This is a genomic window from Amycolatopsis sp., assembly GCF_035546795.1.
In the GTDB taxonomy this organism is placed as follows: Bacteria; Actinomycetota; Actinomycetes; order Mycobacteriales; family Pseudonocardiaceae; genus Amycolatopsis_E.
In genome coordinates this window covers 289,140-313,543 of the sequence record NZ_DASZWC010000002.1, presented here as the reverse complement: position 1 = coordinate 313,543, position 24,404 = coordinate 289,140, and the positions used below count along the sequence as shown (strand labels likewise).

Below are 24,404 nucleotides of genomic sequence, written 5' to 3'. Positions count from 1 at the left end.
ACACCATCCTTAGTAGCGTCGGCCGGACGGCAGAGAGAGCGAAGGGGTGTCATGAAAGTTTCGCTGAACCGGGAAGCGTGCACCGGCCATGCCCGGTGCTATGCGGTCGCCCCCGACGTCTACGAACTCGACGACGACGGCTACTGCGCGCTCGATGTCGTGGAGGTGCAGCCGGCCATGGAACCGCAGGCGCGCCGCGGCGCGCAGGCCTGCCCCGAAGGTGCAATCACCGTCATCGAGCCCTGATCCCGGTCAGGTCGCCTGTTCGCAAAGGAGCGCACAATGACCACCGCACAGACGCCTTCCGGCACCGGCCGGCGGGCCGAGTTCGACCTGGACCACCATTCGCCGGAGTTTCGCGATCAGCCCTACGAGACCTTCGACCGGCTGCGCGAGCGCTGTCCGGTCGCGCATTCCCCGCGGTTCGGCGGGTTCTGGGTGCTCGGTGACTATGCCTCCGTCTACGAGGCCGCCCGGGACAGCGAGCTGTTCAGTTCCGCCGCGGGGGTGGGCATCCCGGCCTCCGGCATCCCGTTCCCGATCCTGCCGATCGAGAGCGATCCGCCGCAGACGCAACAGCTTCGGGCGATCACCTTGGCGGCCTTCTCGCCGAAGGCCGCCAAGGACCTCCGCCCGGTGATGCGCGAGATCGCGACCGAGCTGATCGACGGGTTCATCGAGCGCGGCGAGTGCGACATCGTCGGAGAGCTCACCACGCCGCTGCCCGCGCGGCTCATCCTGCGCATGCTCGGGTTCCGGGAGGAAGGCTGGCCGGAGTGGGTCCGCAACGTGCACCGGATCATCCACGACCGCGCGCACGACCCGGACGCGTCGATGACAGCCGCGGCCGCTCTGCTCAACGAACTGACCGAGGAGATGGAGCGCCGCCGCGGCGCCCGCCCGGAGTCCGACCTCTACGCCCGCATCGTGCACGGCGAGCTCGACGGCGAGCCGCTGGACGAAGCGCAGATCACCATGTACGGGCTGCTGATGATCTTCGGCGGGATGGACACCACCAGCGGGCTGACCGGTAACGCGCTGCTCCAGCTGTGCAGGCACGAAGACCTGCGGCAGCGGCTGATCGAGGACCGCGACCTGCTGCCCGCGGCCACCGAGGAGTTCCTGCGGCACGACACCCCGACCCTCGGGCTGGCCCGCACCGTCACCCGCGACGCCGAGTTCCGCGGGCAGTGCCTGCGTCGTGACGACAAGGCCATCCTCATGTGGGGTGCGGCGAACCGGGATCCCGGGGTGTTCGAGAACCCCGACGTCATCGACTTCGACCGGGCGGACAACAAGCACGTCGCGTTCGGGGTCGGCAGCCACCGGTGTCTCGGCTCCAACCTCGCCCGGGAGATGTTCCAGGTGATGCTGGACGAGATCCTGACGCGGCTGCCCGACTTCCGCCTCGACGGCGAGCCCGTCCGGTTCGAGGACGCCGGTGAGGTCCACGCGCTGCGGCACCTGCCGCTGGCGTTCACCCCGGGCACCCGCACCGGGTCCTGAGGTCGGTTCAGGAAGGGAACACGCATGGCCACGGTCACCAGATCCGTTTCGATTTCCGCGCCACCGGAGAAGATCCTCGGCATTCTCTTCGACGTGGAGCGGCATCCGGGCTGGCAGAAGGAGGTGGACAAGGTCGAGGTGCTCGAACGGGACGAGTCGGGGCGCCCGCGGCGGACGAGGACGACAGTGCAGGCCATGGGGCAGCAGGCCACCTACGTCGTCGAGTACGACCACTCGCCGCCGTCGGGGTTCGAGTACCACCTCGTCGAGGGTGACGTCATGATGAGGAACGACTTCGCGTTCTCGGTCGAGCCGGGTGAGGGCGGGGCCAGCGAGGCGGTCCTGTCCCAGGCCATCGACATCAAGTGGCCGTTGCCGAAGTTCATGATCGAGAAGCTGGCGGCGAAGGGCGTGCAGGACATGCTCGACTCGCTCAAGGCAAGGGCGGAAGGCGGGTAACCCGCTCCGCACTGTTGCTCAAGGGCCAAATTATTCTACTATTTACGCGGAACGTCGAGGTTCGGTCCGCGTCCGCTGGATGGGGCCCTCGCGGCGGTTTCCATCCGGGGGCGGACGAGGAAAGGGATCGAAGTGTCGACCAGTGGTTCCGTTGTTCCGGTTGCCGAAGACGAACTGAGCGCCGCGGAGGGTTTCTGGGATCTGGTGCGCCGGCGGGCCGCGCTCTCCGGCGCGCGGCCCATGCTGATCGACGAGCGGGGCGAGTCGCTGTCCTTCGCCGGATTCCATGAGCGGGCGGAGCGGGTGGCGGCGGCGCTTTTCGCGGCCGGTATCGGGCCGGGCACGCGGGTGGCCTGGCAGCTGCCGACCCGGCTGAGCACCGCGCTCGTGATGGCCGCGCTCGCCCGGCTCGGGGCGGTGCAGGCGCCGGTCATCCCGATGTACCGGGAGCGGGAGACCGGCGCGGCCGTCGACGCCTCGGCCGCCGAGGTGATGCTCGTGCCGGGGACCTGGCGCGGGTTCGATTACGCCGCCATGGCGCGGGAGTTCCCGCGGCGGCCCAAGGTGCTCACGATCGGGATGGACGCGCCGGAGTCGGCGGACACCGCCGGGCTGCCGCCCGTCCCGGCCCCGTCCGGCGACCACCGGTGGATCTACTTCACGTCCGGATCGTCAGGACTGCCGAAGGGGGCACGGCACGCCGACAGCTCGCTGCTCGCCGCCGCGCGCGGGTTCACCCTGCGCAGCGGGCTCGGGCGGCAACCGGATGACGTGGGTTCGATGCCTTACCCGATCGCCCACGTCGGCGGGATCGTCTATCTGATGACCGCGTTGCTGGGCGGTTTCCCGATCGTCCTCGTCGAGGCTTTCGATCCGGCGGGCACCGCCGAGGTCTTCCGGCGGCACCGGGTGACGGCGACCGGCGGCTCCACGGTGTTCTACACCGCGTTTCTCGCCGAGCAGCGGAAAATGCCGCCGGGCGAACTGCTCGTCCCGAGCCTGCGGTTGCTCAAGGGCGGCGGTGCGCCGTGCCCGCCCAGCGTGTTCCACGCGGTGCGGGACGAGATGCGCGCGACGCTGGCTCACGACTACGGGATGACCGAGGTGCCGATGATCTGCGTGGCGTCCCCGGAGGACAGTCCCGAGCAGCTCGCCGAGACCGAGGGCAGGCCGATTCCCGGCAGCCAGGTGCGGATCGCCGACGGGGAGGACGTGCTGCCGCCGGGGCAGGACGGCGAGGTGCAGGTGCAGGGCCCCGCGGTGTTCCAGGGTTACACCGACCCGGCGCAGACGGCCGAGGCCTTCACCGCGGATGGCTGGTTCCGCACGGGCGATCTGGGGCATCTGCGGCCCGACGGTCACGTGGAGGTGACCGGACGGCTCAAGGACGTGATCATCCGCAAGGGCGAGAAGATCGGCCCCGTCGAGGTGGAGACGCTGCTGGCCGGACATCCGGCCGTGGCCGAGGCCGCGGTGATCGGGCTGCCGGACGCCGACCGCGGCGAGCGGGTGTGCGCGGTCGTGACGTTGCGGGGAGGAACCCGGCCCACGCTCGAGGAGATCGTGGCCTACCTTCGCGAAGCCGGGCTGACACCGCAGAAACTGCCCGAACAACTCGAGATCGTCGCGGAACTGCCCCGCACCGGGCTCGGCAAGACGTCCAAGCCGGCCTTGCGGCGCCGTTTCGCCGCGCAGGGGCTATGACGGGGCCGACAGTGGAACCGGTACCCGCGCTCACCTATACTGCTTAATTATCTAGCTGATTTAGCTGTCGGGTGAAGCCCGGGGTACTGGTGTCCGCGCCGTTCTTCGCCCAGCACTGGAGGGTGGCCGATGCGCCGAAACATCTTCACCGATGAACACGAGCAGTTCCGCGCGACGGCGCGCGCCTTCTTCGAACGGGAGTGCGTGCCCTATACCGAGCAGTGGGAACGTGCGGGCAAGGTCAGCCGCGAGGCGTGGCGCAAGGCCGGGCAGGCGGGTCTGCTGGGCTGGGAGGCGCCCGAGGAGTACGGCGGGCTCGGCATCCGGGACTACCGGTTCAACGCGATCATCAGCGACGAGATGTTCGGCACCGGCGCGGTGGGCATCGGTCTGGGCGTGCAGAACGACATCCTGGCGTCGTATCTGGTCGGGCTGACCACGGAGGAACAGAAGAAGCGCTGGCTGCCCGGGTTCACCAGCGGCGACATCGTCACCTCGATCGCGATGTCGGAACCGGCCGCGGGCTCCGACGTGGCCGGCCTCAAGACCACCGCCCGCCGCGAGGGCGACCGGTACATCGTCAACGGCCAGAAGACCTTCATCAGCAACGGTTTGCTCTCCGACCTCGTGCTGGTGGCCGCGAAGACGGACCCGGAAGCCGGGCGCAAGGGGATCAGCCTGATCGCGGTCGAGACGACGCGGCCGGGGTTCTCGCGCGGGCGCAAGCTCGACAAGATCGGTCAGTGGTCGGCCGACACCGCGGAGCTGTTCTTCGACAACGTCGAGGTTCCGGTGGAAAACCTGGTGGGGGAGGAGAACCGGGGCTTCTACCACCTGATGCACAACCTGCCGGCGGAGCGCCTGGGGATCGCGACCTACGCGGTCGCGGCGGCGCGGCGGGCGTTCGACCTGACGACCGGGTACGTGTCCGAACGCAAGGCGTTCGGCCAGCCGATCGGGAAGTTCCAGGTCAACCGCCACTTCCTGGCCGAGATGAAGACCAAGCTCGATGTCGCGCAGGTGTACCTCGACCAGTGCATCCTGGCCGCCAACGCCGGCGAGCTGACCCCGCAGGAGGCGGCCGGACTGAAGTGGTGGACCACCGAGGTGCAGTGGGAGATCCTCGACCGCTGCCTGCAGTTGCACGGTGGCTACGGCTACATGAACGAGTACGAGGTCGCGCGGCTTTGGCGGGATTCCCGCGTGCAGCGACTCTACGGCGGCACCACCGAGATCATGAAAGATCTCATCGGCCGCTCCATGGGGTTTTGATGGGTTCGCCGCGGTGACCGCGCTCGCCGGGCTCGTCCGGCCGGGGATGACGGTCGCGGTCGGGGACGGGTTCGGTGCACCCCGCGCCGTTTCGGCGGAACTGTCCGCGGCGGCCGCGCGGGCCGGGGGAGTGCGCCTGATCCTGGGCTGGCTGCCGCGGACCGACCCCGGGCTGGACTTCGCGGCGTTCGACGACGTGCGCACCGTCATGCCCGGCTGGGGTCTGCGGGCCGGTGTCGCCGCCGGGACGGTGCGGTTCCCGCCGGTGCGGCTGTCGGCGGTTCCGGCGTTGCTGCACGGACCGTGGCGCCCCGATCTGCTGGTCGCCACTGTGGTCCCGGACGGTGACGGGTTCCTGTTCGGCAGCGAGGTTTCCTGGCAACGGGCCGCGATCGCCGCGGGTGCCATCGTGGCCGGGGTGGTTTCGCCGGCCGCGCCGCGCGCCGACGCCGGGGCGCGGCTGTCGCGGGAGCAGGTGGTCGTCGTCGGGGAAAGCGCGGACCCACCGCTGACGCTGCCGGAATCGTCCCCGCGCGCGGAGCAGCTGGCCATCGCGCAAGCACTGGTGGCGCTGGTTCCCGAGGGCGCCCGCCTGCAGGTCGGTCCCGGGCCGGTGGCGGCCGCGATGCTCGGCGAGCTGAAGGTGCCCGTGCGGATCGACACGGGAATGCTGCCCGGACCCGTGGTGGATCTGGCCGCGCGGGGCCTGGTGATCGGTGACCCGGTCTGTACCTATCTCGCCGGCGGGCCGCGGCTGTACGAGTGGGCCGACGGCCGCCCGCTGCTGCACCCGATCGAGTTCACCCACGATCTCGGCAGGCTGTCCGCGGAGCCGCTGTTCGCGGTCAACACGGCCGTGGAGATCGACTTCGACGGCCAGGTCAACGTCGAGGGCACGGCGAGCGCTGTCCTCGGCGGTATCGGCGGGCATGCGGACTACACGGCCGCCGCGACGAGGTCCGTCGGCGGGCTGAGCGTCATCGCGACCGTGACCCAGCACAATGGACAGTCCACTTTGGTGCGTGAGTTGTCCCGTCCGGTGAGCACGCCGGGGCACGACGTGGACGTCGTGGTCACCGAGACCGGCACGGCGGACCTTCGCGGACTGTCCCGGCCCGAGCGGCGGGACGCGCTGCGGGACTTGTGGGAACGGAATCCGGAACTGTCGTTGGACGAAGGAGAACAGTATGCGTGACGCGGTGATCGTGGAGGCGGTGCGGACCCCGGTGGGCAAGCGCAACGGCGCGTTGTCCGGGGTGCACCCGGTGGACCTGTCGGCCAGGGTGCTGCAGGCGCTCGCGGAGCGGTCCGGCATCGACCCCGCCGTGGTGGACGACGTGGTGTGGGGCTGCGTCGGCCAGGTCGGCGAGCAGACTTTCGACATCGCCCGCAACGCCGTGCTGGCGGCGGAATGGCCGCTGTCGGTGCCGGGCACCGCGGTGGACCGGCAGTGCGGATCGTCGCAGCAGGCGGTGCATTTCGCGGCAGGCGGACTGATCAGCGGCCAGTACGACGTCGTGGTCGCCGGTGGGGTGGAGTCGATGAGCCGGGTGCCGATGGGCACCGCGGTCGGCGACGCGAACCCGTTCGGGTCCGCGCTGCGGAGCCGGTTCGGGGGCACGCCGCCGAACCAGGGGATCGGCGCGGAAATGATCGCCGAGCGCTGGGGCCTGTCCCGGACCCAGCTGGACGAGTTCTCCGTCGCTTCGCACGAGAAGGCCGCCGCCGCACAGGACGAAGGCCGGTTCGACGCGCAGATCGTGCCGGTGACCCTGGACGACGGCACGGTCGTCTCGGCCGACGAAGGCGTGCGGCGGGGCGGCAGCGTCGAGTCGCTGGCCAAGCTGAAGCCCGCGTTCAAGCCCGACGGGACGATCCACGCCGGGAACAGCTCGCAGATCAGCGACGGCTCCGCCGGCCTGCTGATGACCACCAGCGAGAAGGCGGCCGAGCTGGGCCTGCGTCCGATCGCCAGGGTGCACACCGCGGTGGTCGCGGCCGACGACCCGGTGATCATGCTGACCGCGCCGATCCCCGCCACCCAGAAAGCCTTGCGGCGCAGCGGACTCGACGTGTCCGAGATCGGGGCCTTCGAGGTCAACGAGGCGTTCGCCCCGGTGCCGATGGCCTGGCTGGCCGAAATCGGCGCCGACGTCAAGACCCTCAACCCCAACGGCGGCGCGATCGCGCTGGGTCACCCGCTGGGCGGCAGCGGCGCGCGGATCATGACGACGCTTTTGCATCACATGCGGGACAACGGGATCCGCTACGGCCTGCAGACGATGTGCGAGGGCGGCGGCCAGGCCAACGCCACGATCGTCGAGCTGGTCTGACCCCGGTGAGCACCGCCTGGATCCGGCCCTACGACGAGTCCGGCGTGGTGCCGGGACCGCGGTTCGCGGACCTTCCGCCGTCGCTGCCCGCCTTGTTCGCCGGGCTGGCCGCGAAGGAACCGGACGCCGAGGCGGTGGTCGGCCCGGACGGCTCCCGGGTGACCTACCGGGAGCTGTTCGAGCGCGCCACCCGGGTCGCGGGTGGCTTCGCCGGCCACGGCGTGCGGCCTGGAGACCGGGTCGCGATCCGGCTCGGCAACGAGGTCGGCTGGTGCCTGGCCTTCCTCGGCGCGTCACTGGCCGGGGCGGTTGCCGTGCCGGTCAACACGCGGTTCACCGAGGCCGAAGCCGAGTACGTGGTGAACGACTGCGGTGCGGCTTTCACGGTCGGACCCGGCGCTGCCCTGCCCGATGGCCCGCCGCTCGTGCTGGATGCCGGACCGGACGACCTGGCCGCGCTGTTCTACACGAGCGGTACCACGGGGGCGCCGAAGGGCGCGATGCTGTCGCACCGCGCGATCATGTCCGCCGCCGAGGCCGCCCGCCGTGCGCTGGAACTGCCCTACGGCGACGTGCGCAACCTCGTTCCCGCGCCGCTGTTCCACGTCATGGGCAGCCTCGTGCAGTGGCTGCCCACGTGTCTCGCGGCCGGGACAACGGTGCTGCAACGGGTTTTCGATGCGGGGGAGTGGTTGCGGGCCATCGCCGCGGAGCGGATCACCGTGCTGACCGCGGTGCCCGCGATGTACTGGCTGGCACTGCAGCGGCCCGAGTTCGCCCGGACCGATGTCAGCGGGGTGCGCAGGGTCGGCTACGGCGCCGCCCCGACCCCGCCGGATCAGGTGTCGCGCCTCCGGGATGCGTTCCCGCACGCGAAACTCTGCCCTGGCTACGGGCTCACGGAGACGTGCGGGGTCGTCAGCGGGCTGCCCCACGAGTACACCCTGACGCACGCCGACACGGTCGGCTTCGCCATGCCCGCCACCGAATTCAAGGTGAACGGCGCCGGTGAGCTGCTGGTGCGCGGCCCCCAGCTGATGAGTGGCTACTGGGGCCGCCCGGAGGCCACCGCGCGAGCGCTGGAGGGCGGCTGGCTGCACACCGGCGACATCGCGCGGATCACCGGCGACGGTGCCATCCGGCTGCTGGACCGGCGGACCGACGTCGTGAACCGCGGCGGGGAGAACGTCTACTGCACGGAAGTGGAGAACGCGCTCGCCGCGCATCCGGCCGTCGCCGAGGTCGCCGTCGTCGGGGTGCCGGATCCCGCGCTGGGCAAGAAAGTCGCCGCCGCGGTGGTGCTGCGCGGGGAAGCGACGGCGGCGGAGCTGGTGCGGTTCGCGCGAGCGCGGATCGCCGATTTCAAGGTGCCGCAATACCTCGTCCTGCGGTCCGAGCCGTTGCCGCGCAACGCTGGTGGCAAGGTGGTCAAACCCCGGCTCCGGGACGAGACCGACTGGGGCGCCGCGCTCTGGTGATCCCGGTCAGTGCTCGGGGTGGCTCAGGACCAGGTCGAAATCGTCGCGGCCGCGGCCGGACAGGGACACCGTGGTGCACACGACCGCGTAGCCGCTCACGATCATGGTGTAGCGGCCGCCCGGAAGGCCGTCGAAGCGGTAGTCGCCGTGCGCGCCGGTCGTTTCGACCGCCACGACGGCCCCTTCGGGCCCCAGCAGCCTGACCCGCGCGTCGGGCAGGGGTGAGCCGTCGTCCGTGCGGACCGTGCCCCGCACCGCGATATGCGGCGACAGTTCGAAGTCCGGGCCGTCGCCGGCTCCGTCGCCGACCTCGGCCGTCGCGGCGGCCGCCCGGTACCCGGGCGCGGCGACAGCGAGCACGTAGCGCCCCGACGGCAGATCGCTGAGATGGAACGTGCCGTCCGCATCGGTGGTGACGCTGCCGACGACGTCGCCCGGCTCGTCGGTGGCGATCACCAGCGCCCCCGCGAGCCCGCCCCGCGAAGTTCGCACCGTCCCCCGCAAGGCCCCCGGCGCCACCGCGGAGCGGCGGCCGGGGATGAAGGAGGCGACCAGGAGCGCGACGACGCAGGCGCCGCAGCCGATGAGGAACGCGGTCCGGAACCCGGCCAGTGCCGGCACCGGGGTCCCGTGGAAGTCCGTCGTCAGGTGGGCCAGCACCATGCCGACCACGGCGCTCGACGACGAGGTGCCGATCGAGCGCATCAGCGTGTTCAGGCCGTTGGCGGCCGCGGTCTCCGACGTGGGGACGGCATCGATGATCAACGCGGGCATCGCGGCGTAGGCCAGCCCGACCCCGACACCGGCCATGGCGGAGAACACCGCGAGCTGCCACGCCTCGTGCAGCAGCGCGAGCCCCGCCGCATACGACACGGCGAGCACCAGAATCCCGCACAGCAACGAGATCTTCGGCCCGCGCGCGCGGGTCAGCCGGGCGCCGAAGGGGGAGACCGCCATCATCAGCAACCCCGACGGGGCGACGCACAACCCCGCGATGATCATCGACTGGCCCAGCCCGTACCCGGTGGCCGTGGGCAGCTGCAGCAGCTGCGGCGGTACCAGCTGGGTCGCGTAGAGCGCGAACCCGACCATGATCGACGCCAGGTTGGTGAGCAGGACCTGCCTTCGCGCGGTGGTGCGCAGGTCGACCAGTGGCTCGGCCGTGCGCAGCTCCATGAACCCCCACGCCAGGAAGATGACCACCGCGGCGCCGAAGAACCCGAGGGTGCGCCCGGAGCCCCAGCCCCAGTCGCTGCCCTTGGAGATCCCGACCAGCAGGCTGACGAGCCCCGCCGACAGGCCGATCGCGCCGCGGAGGTCGAAGCGGCCGGGCGTGCGCACCGAAGACTCGGGCACCACGAGCAGAACCAGCGCGAGGCTGATGAGACCGAGCGCGGCCGCGCCGAAGAACAGGCTGTGCCAGTCCAGGTGCTCGGCCACCAGCGCGGCCGCGGGCAGTGCGAGCGCGCCGCCGATGCCCAGCGACGAGCTCATCAGCCCGACCGCCGAGCCGAGCCGTTCGGCGGGCAGCTCGTCCCGCATGATGCTGATCCCCAGCGGGATCGCGCCGATCGCGAACCCCTGCAGGCCGCGGCCGATCATCATCGGCACCAGCGCGGAGGTGAACCCGCACACCAGGCAGCCGGCGACCTGCAGGCCGAGTGCGAGCACCAGCATCCGGCGCTTGCCGTGCATGTCACCGAGCCTGCCCAGCACCGGCGTGGCGACGGCGCCGGTCAGCAGGGTCACCGTGATCACCCAGGCCGTGTTGGAGCTGGACGTGTGCAACAGCTCGGGCAGCTCGGACAGCAACGGCACCATCAGGGTCTGCATCACCGCGACGACGACACCGGCGAAGGCGAGGACCGCGGTCAGGCGCGCTGGGGACGGGCCAGGTCTGACTGACTGGGACATGCGCGGACGGTCTCCCCGGGAGTTCGTGTACGGACTGCTGTCCTCGGAAAGTACCGTCCGCGCCGACGCTACTTCCGGTTTCCCAGCAGGTAATCGGCGACGAGCAGCCGATGGATCTCGTTGGCACCCTCGACGAGCTGGAAAACCTTGGCGTCGCGGTAGATCCGGGACACACGATACTCCGGGGAGGTGCCGTAGGCCCCGTGCACCTGGACCGCCTCGGTGGCGACCCGCTGCATCACGTCGCTGGCGTACTGCTTGGCCATCGACAGTTGCACGCGAGCGCGGTCGCCACCGTCCATCAGCCGCGCGGCGGCGTGGGTGAGCAGTCGTGCCGTGACCACGCCGGTCGCCATGTCAGCGATCTTCGCCTTGGTGAGCTGGAACTCGGCGATGGCCTGCCCGAACACCACCCGCTCCTGCGAGTAGGACAGGGTGTCTTCGAGCGCGGAGTGGGCCTGGCCCACCGCGCGGGAGGCGACCGCGAGCCGCCCGCTCTCCACCGCGGCCATGGCGACGTAAAAGCCCTGGCCTTCCTCGCCGAGCAGCTGGCCCGCCGGCAGCCGCACGTCCTCCAGGAACACGTCCCCCGTCGAGATCGAGCGGAAGCCGAGCTTGTCCCGGTACGGTTTCAGCGTGACACCGGGGGTGTCGACCGGGATGATGAACGCGCTGATTCCCTTGCGCCCCAGCGCTTTGTCCTTCGTCGCGAAGGTGACGACGAAGTCGGCGTTGTCGAGGTTGGAGATCCACGCCTTCGACCCGTTGATCACGAACGAATCCCCGTCGACGCGATAGGTCGTGGTGATCCCCGCGACATCGCTGCCCGACCGCGGCTCGGTCACCCCGCCCGCGCCGAACAGCTCACCCTGGGCCAGCGGGCGCAGCCAGCGCTGTTTCTGTTCCTCGGTGCCGTACTTCCGCAGTCCCGCGCCGACGAGGCTGGAGGGCATGCTCATGTAGACGGCGGCGATGTGGTCCACCCGCGCCATCTCCTCGATCACGATCGAGTAGGTGAGGTGGTCCAGACCAAGGCCACCGTGCTCCTCGGGCACCAGGCCGCCGAGCAGCCCGAGCTTGCCCATCTCGAGCAGCACCTCACGGGGGAACTTCTCGTTCGCGTTGGCCTCGGCGACCAACGGCGCGACCCGGTCGGCCGCGAACTCGCGCACCATCCGCTGCAGGTCCCGCTGCTGGTCGGTGAGCGGCGTGCAGTCGCTCAGGAACGGGATGTCAGGCACCAGGACCCTCCAGCACGGTGACGGCCGAGACCGCGGTCGGTCCGCCGATGTTGTGGGCCAGGCCGATGCGTGCGCCGTCGACCTGGTTGGACGCTTCGCCGCGCAGCTGCTCGAAAATCTCGACGCACTGCGCGACACCGGTGGCGCCCGGCGGATGCCCCTTCGCCTTGAGCCCTCCGCTCGGGTTCACCGGCAGGGCACCGCCTACGCTCGTCACCCCGGCCTCGACGAGTTTGTGCGCGCCGAACCGCTCGGCGAACCCGAGGTCCTCGTAGCTGATCAGCTCGACCCCGGTGAAGCAGTCGTGCACCTCGGCGACGTCCACATCGGACGGTGTCAGGCCTGCCATGCCGAGTGCCTGCTTCGCCGCCTTGACGGTCGCCGGGAAGGTGGTCATGTCCCGCTTGTGCTGGTGCATCACCCGGTCCAGGCCGAGCCCGACGCCCCGGATCCACACCGGACGGTCGGTGTAGCGGTCCACGACGTCCTCGGACACCAGCAGGAGCGCGGCGGCGCCGTCGCTCTGTGGCGTGCAGTCGTAGAGGCCGAACGGGGCCACCACGGTCGGCGCGTCGAGGGCCTGCTGCACGGTGATGTCGAACCGCAGCTGGGCCTTGGGGTTGGTGACGGCGTGGTGGTGGTTCTTCACGGCCACCATCGCCATGTGTTCCTTCGTCGCGGGCGACTCGTGCAGGTAGCGCGCGACGTGCAGGGCGAAGTTGGCGGGCGCGACGAGGCCGAGCGGGTAGTCCCAGGCCATGTCGCGGGTCATCCCGGCCCACTCCCAGAACGTGTCCTTGGACGCCGACTCGCGCACCTTGTCCGCGCCGACGACGAGTGCGATGTCGAAGGCGCCGGAGGCGATGCCGAACAGGGCGTTGCGGACCGCGTCATTGCCTGTCGCGCAGGCGTTCTCGACCCGGGTAACCGGAATGTCGGTCAGGCCGAGGGTGTCGGCGAGGATGCCGGACGGGAACCCGTCGGTGGTGCTCAGCTCGCCGAACCAGGCGGCCTGGATGTCGCCGCGGTCCAGCCCCTTGTCGACGCTGGCGGCGCATTCGGCGAACGCCATCGGCAGCAGATCCTTGATACCCAGCGCGAAATGCTCGGCGAAGGGCGTCATTCCCGCGCCGACGACAGCGACCTTCCTCATGCTTCCTCCGGTTCGAAGGCATACCCGTAGTCCGGCACGCCGGACCGGATGGCGACCCGGCGCAGCACCAGCCGGCCGCGGTCGCCGATGTCGACGGTGCCGGGCTCGGTGCCGGTCACTTTCACCAGTGCCCGTACGCCCACGTCGTCCAGCTCGACGATCACCAGCGAGTACGGGGTTTTCAGGCCGGGCACCGGCACGTGCACGGTGACTCCCGTGTAGACGGTCCCGGTGCGCGGCAGCGGCACGAGCGTGTAGTCCGTGCTTACCGAGCCGTCCTGCCCGACGCGGTACCGGGGCGGGAAATCGAGCTCGTCGCTGCCGGGGTGGCGGCCGGCTTCCCAGCGCAGCTTGGGTTCGAAGGCGCGGTCGTAGGCGGCCAGTGAGATCGGGATGTCCGCGCCCGGAGTGTGCTTTCGCCTGGGCAGCGGTCGGGCCGCGGATTCCCGGCGGTCGATTCGCACGGGGCCCGCTTCGACGGCGACACCGGTGAGGCTCGCCTGTTCGACCGCGAGCAGCGTGCCGGTCGTGCCCTCCTGCGCCAGGCTCGCCAGCGCGAAGAACGGCGCACTCGCCCCGGTCGTCGGCAGCTCCGGCGGTGTCCCCGCGCAGAGGGATTTCGCCTGTTTGAAGTCGGCTCCGGCCACCGCGACGGGTTTGCCGGCGTCGGTCGCGGCGACGGACGCGAGCAGGCCGCGCTCGCGCAGCAGCCGGGGGTCGCCGTAGTCGTGCACGGTGCCGGCCGCGTCGCGGGTGCGGACCGGGAGGCTGCGGGTGAGGCGGGCCGTCGCCCGTACGGACAGACCCTCGTCGCCGGTGAGGACGGCGGCGGCTCCGGCGGGTTCGAGATCCGCGCCGATCACCAGCGTGCGGGGCCGCGCCGAGCTGAGCGCGTCCAACGCGGCTGGCGCGCCCCCGAGCCGTTCGCTGACCTCGATTTCCGGGTCGAGCCCGAGCCCGGCGAGCAGGACCGCGCTGTTACCGCCTTCCAGCAGCGGCAGCTGGCGGCTGACCAGGATCACGCGCTCCGCGCCACCGGTCTCGCCCAGTGCCGCCCGTCCCGCTTCCACGGCGAGGGTGAGCACGTCCTCGTCGTCGTCGGCCTGCCGCCGCAGTGCGCTTCCCCAGCACGGAAGGTACGTGCCTACCGAAGAAACCTGTGTCATCTGACCTCCGTCCTCGGCCAAAAAATAGCATATTTAGCTAACTGTTTCTAGAATGCCGGTCAGGATAAGATCGTTCTCGACTCCTGGAGGAACTGTGGCTCTCGCGGACGGCGTCGTTCTCGTGACAGGTGGTGCCGGCGGGCTCGGCGAGGCCAGTGTCTCGAACGCGGTGGCCGAGGCCGGAAAGCTCGGCACGTTCCGGTACGCCGTGGTCGCGCACGGCGGGTTCGGCGTCGCGGAAAAGGTCGCGCAGCGCGACGGCAACCCGGCCTCCCTCGAACGTACAACGTCCTGCGGATCGCCGCGGCGGCCATCGCGCGGACCCGGACCGGATGGCGACGGCCGGCGGGGCGCGGTCGTGCTGACCTCGGTCGCGCCCGGCACGATGCGGACGCCGATCATGGAGCGCGTCGGCGAGGAGGTGCTGGCGAAGATCCCCAACCCCAGGCGCCCCGGCAAGCCGGCGGAGTACGCGGGACTGGTCGAGCACATTCTGGAGAACCCGTATCTCACCGGCGAGACCATCCGCCTGGACGGGGCCCAGCGGTTCGACCCGCGGTGATGGAGAACTGGTCCGCCGCGGTCGTCGCGGCTCACGAGGGATCGGACCGGCCCGCGGTGATCGCCGGGGAGCGGACGGTCACCGGTGCGCAGTTGCTCGACGCCGCGGCGGCGACCGCCCGGTGGATCGAAGCGCTCGGCCTGCCCTCCGGTGCGCCACTACCCGCCTTGGTGACCACGAACGCGGGCACGTTCGCGCTGTTGCTGGCCGGTGCGGCGACCGGGCATCCGTTGGCCCCGCTCGGGCCGAAACTGACCGTGCACGAACTGACGGGACCCGTGCGCGATCTCGGTGGGCACCTGGTCCTGCACGAGCCCGCGTTCGCGGAGACCGCCGGAGAACTCGGCCGCGCGAGCGGCGCCCGGCCCGTTCCCGTTCCGGCGCTCGCCGGGGACGGGCGGGACCCCCTTTCGGTTCCCTGGCCGGATTCGGTCGCGGTCTACCTGCACACCGGCGGTACCACGGGCGCGCCCAAACGCGTGCCGCTGACGCAGCGGGTACTGGCGCGGCGCAGTGAGCTGCTGTCCGGGCTCGTCGGGTTCGGCGAGCCCGGCACGGTCTACGCCACCGGATCCCCGGTGCACCACATCGGCGGGCTGGGCAACGCGCTGGTCGCACTGTCGGCCGGGGCGACCATCGTGGCGGCCCCCTCGTTCAGCGTCGGCTGGTGGCGCGAGCTGAAGGCGCTCGGCGTGACCCATGCGCTGCTGGTGCCCAGCATGATCGAGATGCTGCTCGCGGCCGATGCGCTGGACGCGGTGCCGCTGCGCACGCTCGTCTACGGTGCCTCGCCGATCGACCCCGGCACGCTGCGCAGGGTGCTCGAGGTCCTGCCGGGCGTGCGGATGGTGAACCTGTTCGGGCAGACCGAAGGCAGTCCGCTCACCTGCCTGACCCCGGAGGACCACCTGCGTGCGCTGCGCGGGCGCACGGAGCTGTTGCGTTCGGTCGGGCGCCCGGTGCCCGGGCTGGACTTGCGCGTCGAGAACCCGGACGAGACCGGGGCCGGTGAGTTGCTGGCCCGCGCCGGGCACCTGAGCCTGCCCGGCGCGGACGGCTGGCTGCGTACCGGCGACCTCGGCCGCCTGGACGACGAGGGCTACGTGTATCTGGCCGGGCGGACCCATGACCGGATCGTGCGCGGCGGCGAAAACGTCTATCCCCTGGAGGTCGAGCAGACGCTGCAGGCGCATCCGGCGGTCGCGTCCGCCGGGGTGGTGGGGGTGCCGGACCAGCGGCTCGGGCAGACGATCGCCGCTTTCGTCGTTCCGGCGGGCAAGCCGCCCACGGCCGAGGAGCTGCACGCGTTCGCCCGTGCCCGCCTTGCCGGGTTCAAGGTGCCGGCGTTCTGGTACGAGGTGCCTGCCCTGCCGCACACTGGGGCCGGGAAACTGCTTCGCCGGCAGCTGGCGGCCTGGCACCTGACCCCGCCGCAGGACCTCAAGCAGATTATTTAGATAGATATTTGTGCTACTTAGCAGTACGGTGTTCTCAGTTGCCCAGCCGGAAGAGTAGGAGCTTCGATGGCGAAGCGGATTCCCTTGGCGCCAGGGCTGTTCACCTGGCCGGCAGCGGAACCGGCACTGCTGGGAGGCCGCTGCGGAGATTGCGGCCACGTCGCGTTCCCGTACCGCGAGCACTGTCTCGCCTGTGGCGAAGCCGAAGTGGCGCAGGTCGAGCTGCCCCGTCGTGGCAGGCTGTGGACGTTCACCACGCAACGGTTCCGGCCCCCGGCACCGCCTTACGCCGGTGCCGACACCCCGGAGACGTTCGTCCCGTTCAGCGTGGGATACGTGGAGCTGCCGGGCGCCTGCCGGGTGGAGGCCCGGCTGACCGAGCCCGACGCGGACAAGCTCGAGATCGGGCAGGAGATGGAACTGACCGTCCTCCCGTTCGGCTCCACGCCCGAGGGCGACGAGACCGTCATGTTCGCTTTCCAGCCGGTGTAGAGGAGTCCTGGTGGACGTTGCGATTGTCGGCGTCGGGTTGCACCCGTTCGGCCGCTACGAAGGAAAGTCCGCGCTGGAGATGGGGGCGGACGCGGTACGTGACGCGCTGGCCGACGCCGGTGCCCGGTGGCAGGACGTGCAATGCGCGTACGCCGGCAGCATGGAGGTCACCAACCCCGAGGCCGTGGTCGGCCTGCTCGGGCTCACCGGCATCCCGGCCCGCGCCGTGCTGAACGGCTGCGCCACGGGAAACACCTCCCTGACGATGGCGGCCAAGGCCGTCGAAAGTGGTGAGCACGACCTCGCGATCGCGATCGGGCTGGACAAGCACCCCCGCGGCGCCTTCGCGGCGGACCCGTCGGTGTCGGGCCTGCCCGGCTGGTACGGTGCCGCTGGGTTGTTCCTGACCACGCATTTCTTCGGCATGAAGGCCACCCGTTACCTGCACGACCACGGGCTGAGCACAGCCACGCTGGCCAAGGTGGCGGCGAAGAACTTCCGCAACGGCGCGGCGAACCCGAAGGCCTGGCGGCGCAAGCCGATCTCCGAGGAGGAGATCCTGAACTCGCCGGTGCTGAACCACCCGCTCACGCAGTACATGTACTGCGCGCCCAACGAAGGCGCCGCGGCCGTGCTGGTGTGCCGGGCCGACCAGGCGCACAAGTACACCGACAAGCCGGTCTACCTGAAGGCGAGCCAGCTGCGCAGCCGGCGTCTCGGCGCTTTCGAGCTGCTGACTCCGTCGATCCCGCTGGAGAGCGCACCCAGCCCCACGGTCGACGCGTCCCGCGCCGCCTACGAGGAGGCGGGCATCGGCCCGGAGGACGTCGACCTCGCCCAGCTGCAGGACACCGATGCCGCGTCCGAGGTGATCCACATGGCGGAGAACGGGTTCTGCAAGGACGGCGAGCAGGAATCGCTGCTGGCGGAGGGACAGACGGAGATCGGGGGCAAGCTGCCGATCAACACCGATGGCGGGCTGATCGCCAACGGCGAGCCGGTCGGCGCCTCGGGCCTGCGCCAGGTCTACGAGATCGTCACGCAGCTGCGCGGCCGCGCCGGGGACCGGCAGGTGCCCGGCGGCCCGAAGGTGGGCTACGCGCATCTCTACGGTGCGCCCGGTACCGCCGCGGTCGCGATCTTGTCCACGTGAGTTCGGCACGACAACAACGGAAGAAAACCGGAAAACCCTGGTGGTGAGGAGTCAGCGATGCCGCTGCAGCCCTGGATGAAACTCATTTCGGTAGACGACCACCTGATCGAGCACCCGCGGGTGTGGCAGGACCGGTTGCCTGCCAAGTACCGGGACGTGGGCCCCCGGATCGTCGAGCAGCCCCTCGGCGAGGGCCTCCCGGATGCCCAGGTGTGGGTCTACGAGGACCGGATCTACCCGTACATCGGGCTGAACGCGGTGGCGGGCAAGAAACCCGAGGAGTACGGGCTGGAACCGGTCCGCTACGACGACATGATCCCCGGGTGCTACGACCCGAAGGCCAGGGTGGCCGACATGGACATCGACGGCGTCGAGGCCATGATGTGCTTCCCGTCGTTCCCGCGGTTCTGCGGGACGGTGTTCCTGGAGGCCGAGGACAAGGATCTCGCGCTCGCGTGTGTCCAGGCCTACAACGACTTCGTGCTCGACGAGTGGTGTGCCGCGGCCCCCGGCCGGCTGATCCCGATCGTCATCCTGCCGCTGTGGGACGCCCAGGAGTCGGTGAAGGAGATCCACCGCGTGGCGGCCAAGGGTGCCAAGGGCATCTCGTTCCCGGACCTGCCGCACGCGCTGGGCCTGCCCTCGGTGCACGCCGACTTCTGGGACCCGGTGCTCTCGGCCGCCGAGGAGACCGGAATGCCGCTGTGCCAGCACTTCGGCAGCGGTGGGGCGACCTCGGTCCCGAACATCGCGCAGGACGCCCCGTTCGCGGTGATGATCAACCTGATGGGCCTCAACAGCATGCACGCCACCTCCGAGTGGCTTTTCTCGCCGGCGCTGCACAAGCACCCGAAGCTCAAGATCGGGTTGTCCGAGGGCGGGGTCGGCTGGATGCCCTACATCGTCGAGCGTGCCGGTTACGTGTGGCGCAAGCACCGCTTCTACCAGAACATCAACCAGGACGTCGAGCCGCTGGAGCTGTTCAAGAAGCATTTCCACGGCTGCTTCATCGAGGACGACTTCGGGGTCGAGAACCGGCACGTCATCGGCGTGGACCAGATCACCTGGGAGTGCGACTACCCGCACTCGGACTCGTTCTGGCCCGCCAGCCGCAAGCGTGCCGCCGAAGCGTTCGCCAATGTGCCCGACGAAGAGGTGCACAAGATGGTCGAGCTCAACGCCCGCCGGTTCTACAACCTGCCGGCGCCGAAGCCGGCCCCGGCCGGCGTGGCGGGCTGAGCGCGCCATGGCAGCCGGCGACCGGATCCCGGCGGACGACTGGACCGACCAGGATCTGCTGACCAAGGACGAGGCGGGAGAGCGCCTCGACGACGAGATCATCGCGGTCACGGGTGAGCTGGAGCGGCTGCGCGCGGCCGGTATCGGCCCGCTCGAACAGGACGAGGCCGAGTTGCTGACCCGGCGTCTCGACGCGATGAGGGCGGCACGGGCGAGCTTCCGGAACTGACCGGCAGGCCGGACCGCCGGCCGGCGCGGGCCCTGGTGACGAGGCCCACGCTGACCGGCGGTCCGGGGTTCGCTCCAGTACAACAGCGAATACAGTGCATGATCTGGTTGAGTGAGTGAACGGGGAGGACCGGTGACACCCAGAGCCGCGGGGAGGGCACAGGAGGTGTCCCGTCCGCCGTCCGAAACCGTGGTCCAGCCGGTCCGGGTCCCGAAGATGGCGGAACTGGTCGCGACCGAGCTGCGCCGCCAGATCATCCGGGGCGAGCTCGCGGAGGGCGACGCCCTGCCCTCGGAATCCGAGCTGATGGAACAGTTCGGTATCTCCCGGCCGACACTGCGCGAGGCGTTCCGGGTGCTGGAGTCGGAAAGTCTCATTGCGATCCGTCGCGGCGCGCACGGCGGCGCCCGCGTGCAGCCGCCCCGGCGCGAGGTCGCCGCCCGCTACGCGGGATTCATCCTGGAGTACCAGGGCGCCACGCTGCGCGACGTGTACGAGGCGCGGGTCGCGCTCGAGTTGCCCAGTGTGGCCCAGCTGGCGCGGCGGCGCACGAAGGAAGACCTCGAAGTGCTGACGTCGGCGCTGGAACGGCATGAGGCCGTCCCGGTCGGTGACTCGCTGGAGGCCGTGCGGCTGCACGGTGACTTCCACCTGCTGGTCGTGCGCCTGGCGGGCAACGAGACGCTCGCGCTGCTGTCCGAGATGCTGCACCACATCATCGAAGTGGCGAACACTTCGTTGCAGCCCGAGGCCGGCCCGGTGGCCGACCGGGCCCGGCGCAGCACGTCCAAGACCCACCGCAAGCTCGTGGAGCTGATCCGCGCGCGGGATGCCGACGGGGCCGAGGCGCTGTGGCGGCGTCATCTCGACGAGGCGGAAGGCTATCTGCTCGGCGACGACGCGGGTTCCACGGTCCTCGATCTCCTGGGGTGAACTTTTCCCTTCCAGGCGAACACGAAGCGGGCACCCGCGCTATGTGCCGTCCCGCGTGAACACCGGCAACAGCGTGGACATGGGCTGAGCAGCGGTCACCGCGGGATTGAGATGTCCCCAGCCGTAGGCGCCGACGTAGGCAGCCCAGACCAATGTCGCACGTAGCTGGTTGCGCGCGGCCGGCACATCTTGGCCGGCGTAAGCGGACAACCCGTTCATCGAGTTCGCCTGGTTCCCCATCACGGCGTACGCCGCCCAGGTCAGCACGCGGTCGTACTCGTCCTGGCTGAATCCGCGGTAGTTCGACGCGGCGGGCAGACCGATCCCGTACACGACGACGCCGTAGAGGTTGAACCGCTGTTGTGCCAGCTGCAGCGGCATCTCACCGAACTTGCCGTCGACCGTCTGGTCGTAGCGCGCCTTGACCTCACCCGTGGCGGAGAGCACCCGGTCGTAGCCGGCGCGGGCCCGCGTCAGGTAGGCCTGCTCGGGTATGCCGTAGCGGGCACCCAGGAGTTGGCGCTGATCACGGGTGAACAAGTCGTCCACACCGGGCACCGCGCCGACCGGGGCGTCGAGGTGGGGCGGCAGGAGGTTCTCCAGCCACGTCGAGTCGTACGCGAACGCGGCGAGGTTGTCGGTGGGAGGCAGGATCTGCGAGACGAGCGTGGCGGAGTCGATCCCGGACGGTGCGATCACCAGATCGCTGCGCAGCGTGGCGCGGGTGGCCGCGAGGACCTGCCCCGGATCACCGCTGTCCGCGACCGCGCGGAACCTGTCGACGAAGTTGCCGTAGAACTGGTCGATTCCGGCGTTGCCGAACGGCAGCCCGGCGTGCAGGGGCACATCGGAATCGAGGAAGTTCTTCCGCATCCAGACCCCGCCGTAGTAGCCGGCGACGTGGGCGAGCCAGAGGATCTTGCTCAGGTCGGCGGGCCGGGACGGGTCGAGACCGTGCGTGTCCGCCGCGGTTCCGGACATCAGCTCGTCGAGCCAGACGGGCAGCCAGAGCACCAGGAAATCCTGCATGTCGGGGGCACCGGTGGTGGTCCCGCCGTAGGAGGTGAGGCGCGGGCCGTCGGCGAAGTCCCGGGCGAGTGCGTCCAGCAGTTCCGGGGCGCTGGTGACCCCGTGCTGCGCGAGTGCGCCGTAACCGGTCTCCGCCCCCGGGTACCAGCTCAGGTGCACGCCGGTCACCGGCGAGTCGTCCGAAGCCTGGACCGGGGAGGCAGCCGGCACACTTACCGCCAGCACCGTTGCGGCCACCAGGGCGGTCAGCCTGGTCTTGACGCTCGGAGCCTTCACCGGCCCTGCCCTCCAGGTTGGTCTACAGCACCGCCGACGAGGTTTTCAGCGCGATGATCTGCTCCCAGTCGAAACCGAGTTCGAGCAGGAGCTCGTCGGTGTGCTGGCCGTGCCCCGGAGCCGGGCGCAGCTGGGCCGGGGTTTCGTCGAACTGCACGGGGTTCGCCGCGAGTGCGAAGGTGTTGCCGTTGCCGTCGGTGACCTCCGGGAGGTATCCGTTGGCCTGCACCTGGGGGTCGTCGTGCACTTCCAGCGCGTTCTGGAAGGTGTCCCAGACCCCGTCGAAACCTTCGAGCTGGTGCTGCCAGTGCTTCAGCGGCTGGCTTTCGAAGGTGCCGCGGAGCTCGGCGATGCACTCACGCCGGTGCGCGAACCGGTTCCTGGCGTCGGCGAAGCGCTCGTCGGCGATCATGTCCTCGCGGCCGATCCGGGTGCACAGCTCGCCCCAGAACCGGTCGGCCTGCAGCAGCACGAGCGCGATGAACCTGTTGTCCTGCGTGCGATACAGGTTCGCGACCGGGTTCGGCATCTCTTCGAGGTCGTACTTCGGGATCGGCGAGCCGATCAGCTTCGACCCGACCACGTCCGGTCCCAGCTGCCAGATGGCGGCCGCCAGCAGGGAGACGTCGACCACCGAGGGTTTGCCGGTGCGTTCCCGGCGGAACAACGCGGCCGCGATCCCGCCCGCGATCGCGAAACCGCCGAACACGTCGCCGAACGCGGGGCGCTGCGCCGGGGGATAGGCGCCCTCGGTGACCGCGAGCGCGTCGCCGATACCGCCGCGCGCCCAGAAGGAGGCGAGGTCGAAACCACCACGGTCGGCCTGCTCACCCTTGGTGCCGTAGCCGTGCCCGCGGGCATAGATGATCTTCGGGTTGCGTTCCCGGATCTTCTCGAGGTCGACGCCGAGGCGCTCGCGGGAGCCGGGAAGCAGGTTGGTGACGAACACGTCGGCCTGCTCGACGAGTTTGTAGACCACCTCGAGCCCCTCGGGCTTCGACACGTCCACACCGATGCTTCGCTTGCCGCGGTTGGGCTGCTCGATGAAGTGGTTCACGCCCTCCTTGCCCGCGACCACACCGGAGTTGATCAGCCCGCGCTGCGGGTCGCCGGTCTCCGGATGCTCGATCTTGATCACGTCGGCACCCCAGTCGGCGAGCACCGCACCCGCCGAGGGGACGAAGGTCCACGCGGCGAGCTCGACGACCTTCACACCTTCGAGAATGGGTTCCATCGCCACGTCTCCTCCCCGGCTCAGCGTGAGCCGATGGTCTTGGTTTCCAGATACTGCTCGAGTCCTTCGCGGCCGTTCTGCCTGCCGATGCCGCTTTGCTTGTAACCGCCGAAAGGCGCGTCGGCCCCGTAGAACATGCCGCCGTTGACCATCAGGCTGCCCGCGCGGATCCGGCGGGCCACCCGGTCGGCTCGCTCGTCGTCGGCGGAGAACACGCTGCCTGCCAGGCCGTAGGGACTGTCGTTGGCGATGCGGACCGCGCCGGCGTCGTCGTCGAAGGGGATCACGACGAGGACCGGGCCGAAGATCTCCTCCCGCGCGATGGTCATGCCGTTGTCCACGTCGGCGAAAACCGTTGGCTGGACGTAGAAACCCTTCGGCAGGTGTTCGGGCTGGCCGCCGCCGACGGTGACCCTGGCGCCCTCCTGCCTGCCTTTTTCGAGGTAGCCCAGAACCCGCTCGTGCTGGCGCGCGTTGATCAGCGGGCCGGCGAAGTTGGCCGGGTCGGTAGGGTCGCCGTAAGGGACCTGGCCGAACGTGGCGGTCGCGATCTCGACCGCCTCGGCGTAGCGGGCGCGGGGCACCAGCAGCCGGCTGTTCAGCGCGCAGCCCTGCCCGGCGTGCATGCACACCGCCATCGATTGCGGGACGGTGGCAGCGAAGTCGGCGTCGTCGAGCACGATCATCGCCGACTTGCCACCCAGCTCCAGTACCGTGCGTTTCATCGTGGCGGCGGACAGTTCCACGATGCGACGGCCGGTCGCCGTCGAACCGGTGAAGGAGACCAGGTCCACCCGCGGGTCGGTGAGCAGCTGTTCGGCCACCGCGGTGTCGGGGGTGGTGACGACGTTGAACACCCCGGCCGGGATGTCGGTGCGCTCGGCGACGAGCCTGCCGATGCGGGTCGCGGTCCACGGCGTGTCCGGGGCCGGCTTGAGGACCACGGTGTTGCCCGCGGCCAGTGCGGGCGCGATCTTGTTGACGACCACCTCGAACGGGAAGTTCCACGGCGTGATGGCGGCGACGACGCCGGTGGCCTCCTTGACGACCCGGCGGTGGTTGACCGCACCGAACAGCTCGGTGTCGGGCAGCGGGCGTTCCCACTCGTAGTCCTTGATCAGGGCCGCGGGATAGGCCAGCGCGTCGGCCAGTGGCCAGTCGAGCTGCGCGATGTAGGTGGTCGTGATGGGCGCCCCGGCCTCGGCGACGATTTCCGCGCGCAGCGCTTCCTGCTCGTCGTGCAGCGCCTGGTCGAGTTGTTCGAGGCAGCGGGCCCGGAAGGCGTGATCGGTCGACCACGTGGTCTCGTCGAAGGCCCGGCGGGCGGCGGCGATCGCGCGGTCCATGTCCGCGGCGGTGGCGGCGGCCGTGTGGCCCAGCACCTCTTCGGTGGCCGGGTTGATGTTGTCGTAGCGCGCGCCCGAAGCGGACCCGGTGAGCTCTCCGTCGACGAGCATGCGTTCTTCGCCCTGGTGGGTCCGCGGTGCGGTGGAGGCGGTCATGATCAGCAGAGACTCCTTTGTCCTCGACAGCACGCACCGGTCGCCCGGATGCAGCGCAGGGACGACTATATA

22 protein-coding genes are annotated in these 24,404 nt (G+C 70.3%); 15 read left to right on the top strand and 7 right to left on the bottom strand.

Translation table 11 applies throughout. The features are described from left to right. Positions 1-51 precede the first annotated feature (51 nt). From VHD82_RS03120 to VHD82_RS03085, 8 genes are all read left to right on the top strand, one after another. A complete protein-coding gene (locus VHD82_RS03120; protein ID WP_325696746.1) occupies positions 52-246 on the top strand; it encodes a ferredoxin in 195 nt (64 codons plus the stop codon). Positions 247-282: 36 nt separating this feature from the next. Continuing rightward, complete coding sequence (locus tag VHD82_RS03115) at positions 283-1,506, top strand: cytochrome P450 (protein ID WP_325696744.1); 1,224 nt, start codon at positions 283-285, stop codon at positions 1,504-1,506. Positions 1,507-1,530: 24 nt separating this feature from the next. Beyond that, positions 1,531-1,965 (top strand): SRPBCC family protein, encoded by a 435-nt coding sequence (locus tag VHD82_RS03110; protein WP_325696742.1) that lies wholly within the window; start codon positions 1,531-1,533, stop codon positions 1,963-1,965. A gap of 132 nt (positions 1,966-2,097) precedes the next feature. Then, positions 2,098-3,669 carry a class I adenylate-forming enzyme family protein gene (locus VHD82_RS03105; RefSeq protein ID WP_325696740.1) on the top strand — a complete coding sequence of 524 codons (1,572 nt, stop codon included), beginning with the start codon at positions 2,098-2,100 and terminating at the stop codon, positions 3,667-3,669. A 129-nt stretch (positions 3,670-3,798) separates the two neighbouring features. Beyond that, on the top strand, positions 3,799-4,941 hold the full coding sequence (locus VHD82_RS03100; protein WP_325696738.1) for an acyl-CoA dehydrogenase family protein: 1,143 nt from the start codon (positions 3,799-3,801) through the stop codon (positions 4,939-4,941). A 13-nt stretch (positions 4,942-4,954) separates the two neighbouring features. Beyond that, positions 4,955-6,136, top strand: a complete 1,182-nt coding sequence (locus VHD82_RS03095) for an acetyl-CoA hydrolase/transferase C-terminal domain-containing protein (RefSeq protein ID WP_325696736.1) — start codon at positions 4,955-4,957, stop codon at positions 6,134-6,136. Further along, entirely contained in the window at positions 6,129-7,274 is a 1,146-nt protein-coding gene (locus VHD82_RS03090) for a thiolase family protein (RefSeq protein ID WP_325696734.1), read from the top strand. The genes VHD82_RS03095 and VHD82_RS03090 overlap by 8 nt, the downstream gene beginning before the upstream one ends. 5 nt (positions 7,275-7,279) lie before the next feature. Then, positions 7,280-8,752 (top strand): class I adenylate-forming enzyme family protein, encoded by a 1,473-nt coding sequence (locus VHD82_RS03085; RefSeq protein WP_325696732.1) that lies wholly within the window; start codon positions 7,280-7,282, stop codon positions 8,750-8,752. Between the two features lie 6 nt (positions 8,753-8,758). On the opposite strand, the gene VHD82_RS03080 is transcribed toward VHD82_RS03085, so the two are convergent. The 4 genes from VHD82_RS03080 to VHD82_RS03065 form a co-directional block, all read right to left on the bottom strand. Next, positions 8,759-10,666 carry an MFS transporter gene (locus tag VHD82_RS03080; RefSeq protein ID WP_325696730.1) on the bottom strand — a complete coding sequence of 636 codons (1,908 nt, stop codon included), beginning with the start codon at positions 10,664-10,666 and terminating at the stop codon, positions 8,759-8,761. Positions 10,667-10,734: 68 nt separating this feature from the next. Next, positions 10,735-11,907, bottom strand: a complete 1,173-nt coding sequence (locus tag VHD82_RS03075; RefSeq protein WP_325696728.1) for an acyl-CoA dehydrogenase family protein — start codon at positions 11,905-11,907, stop codon at positions 10,735-10,737. Beyond that, positions 11,900-13,060 carry a thiolase C-terminal domain-containing protein gene (locus tag VHD82_RS03070; protein WP_325696726.1) on the bottom strand — a complete coding sequence of 387 codons (1,161 nt, stop codon included), beginning with the start codon at positions 13,058-13,060 and terminating at the stop codon, positions 11,900-11,902. Before VHD82_RS03070 ends, VHD82_RS03075 begins: the two co-directional genes overlap by 8 nt. After that, positions 13,057-14,226, bottom strand: coding sequence for an OB-fold domain-containing protein (locus VHD82_RS03065; RefSeq protein ID WP_325696724.1), 1,170 nt, complete (start codon positions 14,224-14,226; stop codon positions 13,057-13,059). Before VHD82_RS03065 ends, VHD82_RS03070 begins: the two co-directional genes overlap by 4 nt. Positions 14,227-14,320: 94 nt before the next feature. On the opposite strand from VHD82_RS03065, the gene VHD82_RS03060 reads away from it, so the two are divergent. From VHD82_RS03060 to VHD82_RS03030, 7 genes are all read left to right on the top strand, one after another. Further along, positions 14,321-14,788 carry a hypothetical protein gene (locus VHD82_RS03060; RefSeq protein ID WP_325696722.1) on the top strand — a complete coding sequence of 156 codons (468 nt, stop codon included), beginning with the start codon at positions 14,321-14,323 and terminating at the stop codon, positions 14,786-14,788. Beyond that, positions 14,788-16,245 (top strand): fatty acid--CoA ligase family protein, encoded by a 1,458-nt coding sequence (locus tag VHD82_RS03055; RefSeq protein ID WP_325696720.1) that lies wholly within the window; start codon positions 14,788-14,790, stop codon positions 16,243-16,245. Before VHD82_RS03060 ends, VHD82_RS03055 begins: the two co-directional genes overlap by 1 nt. Positions 16,246-16,311: 66 nt before the next feature. Beyond that, positions 16,312-16,737 (top strand): Zn-ribbon domain-containing OB-fold protein, encoded by a 426-nt coding sequence (locus VHD82_RS03050; RefSeq protein WP_325696718.1) that lies wholly within the window; start codon positions 16,312-16,314, stop codon positions 16,735-16,737. 7 nt (positions 16,738-16,744) lie between these two features. Then, positions 16,745-17,890, top strand: coding sequence for a thiolase family protein (locus VHD82_RS03045; protein WP_325696893.1), 1,146 nt, complete (start codon positions 16,745-16,747; stop codon positions 17,888-17,890). Between the two features lie 57 nt (positions 17,891-17,947). Then, positions 17,948-19,129, top strand: a complete 1,182-nt coding sequence (locus VHD82_RS03040) for an amidohydrolase family protein (protein WP_325696716.1) — start codon at positions 17,948-17,950, stop codon at positions 19,127-19,129. Between the two features lie 7 nt (positions 19,130-19,136). After that, entirely contained in the window at positions 19,137-19,358 is a 222-nt protein-coding gene (locus tag VHD82_RS03035; RefSeq protein WP_325696714.1) for a hypothetical protein, read from the top strand. A 132-nt stretch (positions 19,359-19,490) separates the two neighbouring features. Next, positions 19,491-20,291 (top strand): FadR/GntR family transcriptional regulator, encoded by an 801-nt coding sequence (locus VHD82_RS03030; RefSeq protein ID WP_325696713.1) that lies wholly within the window; start codon positions 19,491-19,493, stop codon positions 20,289-20,291. Positions 20,292-20,330: 39 nt separating this feature from the next. Here the strand turns inward: VHD82_RS03030 and VHD82_RS03025 are convergent, their stop codons facing one another. The 3 genes from VHD82_RS03025 to VHD82_RS03015 are packed head-to-tail and all read right to left on the bottom strand — an operon-like array spanning position 20,331 to position 24,332. Continuing rightward, the gene (locus tag VHD82_RS03025) at positions 20,331-21,596 is read right to left on the bottom strand and encodes a hypothetical protein (RefSeq protein ID WP_325696711.1); all 1,266 of its coding nucleotides are present in this window, start codon (positions 21,594-21,596) and stop codon (positions 20,331-20,333) included. A gap of 22 nt (positions 21,597-21,618) precedes the next feature. Continuing rightward, the gene (locus VHD82_RS03020; protein ID WP_325696710.1) at positions 21,619-22,830 is read right to left on the bottom strand and encodes a CoA transferase; all 1,212 of its coding nucleotides are present in this window, start codon (positions 22,828-22,830) and stop codon (positions 21,619-21,621) included. A gap of 20 nt (positions 22,831-22,850) precedes the next feature. Next, positions 22,851-24,332, bottom strand: coding sequence for an aldehyde dehydrogenase family protein (locus VHD82_RS03015; protein WP_325696709.1), 1,482 nt, complete (start codon positions 24,330-24,332; stop codon positions 22,851-22,853). Positions 24,333-24,404: the final 72 nt, after the last annotated feature.

Bases quoted from the DNA above. Each gene is read 5' to 3' on its own strand.
- VHD82_RS03120 (WP_325696746.1), top strand. From the start codon at position 52: ATGAAAGTTTCGCTGAACCGGGAAGCGTGCACCGGCCATGCCCGGTGC.
- VHD82_RS03115 (WP_325696744.1), top strand. From the start codon at position 283: ATGACCACCGCACAGACGCCTTCCGGCACCGGCCGGCGGGCCGAGTTC.
- VHD82_RS03110 (WP_325696742.1), top strand. From the start codon at position 1,531: ATGGCCACGGTCACCAGATCCGTTTCGATTTCCGCGCCACCGGAGAAG.
- VHD82_RS03100 (WP_325696738.1), top strand. From the start codon at position 3,799: ATGCGCCGAAACATCTTCACCGATGAACACGAGCAGTTCCGCGCGACG.
- VHD82_RS03090 (WP_325696734.1), top strand. From the start codon at position 6,129: ATGCGTGACGCGGTGATCGTGGAGGCGGTGCGGACCCCGGTGGGCAAG.
- VHD82_RS03080 (WP_325696730.1), bottom strand. From the start codon at position 10,666: ATGTCCCAGTCAGTCAGACCTGGCCCGTCCCCAGCGCGCCTGACCGCG.
- VHD82_RS03070 (WP_325696726.1), bottom strand. From the start codon at position 13,060: ATGAGGAAGGTCGCTGTCGTCGGCGCGGGAATGACGCCCTTCGCCGAG.
- VHD82_RS03065 (WP_325696724.1), bottom strand. From the start codon at position 14,226: ATGACACAGGTTTCTTCGGTAGGCACGTACCTTCCGTGCTGGGGAAGC.
- VHD82_RS03055 (WP_325696720.1), top strand. From the start codon at position 14,788: ATGGAGAACTGGTCCGCCGCGGTCGTCGCGGCTCACGAGGGATCGGAC.
- VHD82_RS03050 (WP_325696718.1), top strand. From the start codon at position 16,312: ATGGCGAAGCGGATTCCCTTGGCGCCAGGGCTGTTCACCTGGCCGGCA.
- VHD82_RS03040 (WP_325696716.1), top strand. From the start codon at position 17,948: ATGCCGCTGCAGCCCTGGATGAAACTCATTTCGGTAGACGACCACCTG.
- VHD82_RS03035 (WP_325696714.1), top strand. From the start codon at position 19,137: ATGGCAGCCGGCGACCGGATCCCGGCGGACGACTGGACCGACCAGGAT.
- VHD82_RS03020 (WP_325696710.1), bottom strand. From the start codon at position 22,830: ATGGAACCCATTCTCGAAGGTGTGAAGGTCGTCGAGCTCGCCGCGTGG.
- VHD82_RS03015 (WP_325696709.1), bottom strand. From the start codon at position 24,332: ATGACCGCCTCCACCGCACCGCGGACCCACCAGGGCGAAGAACGCATG.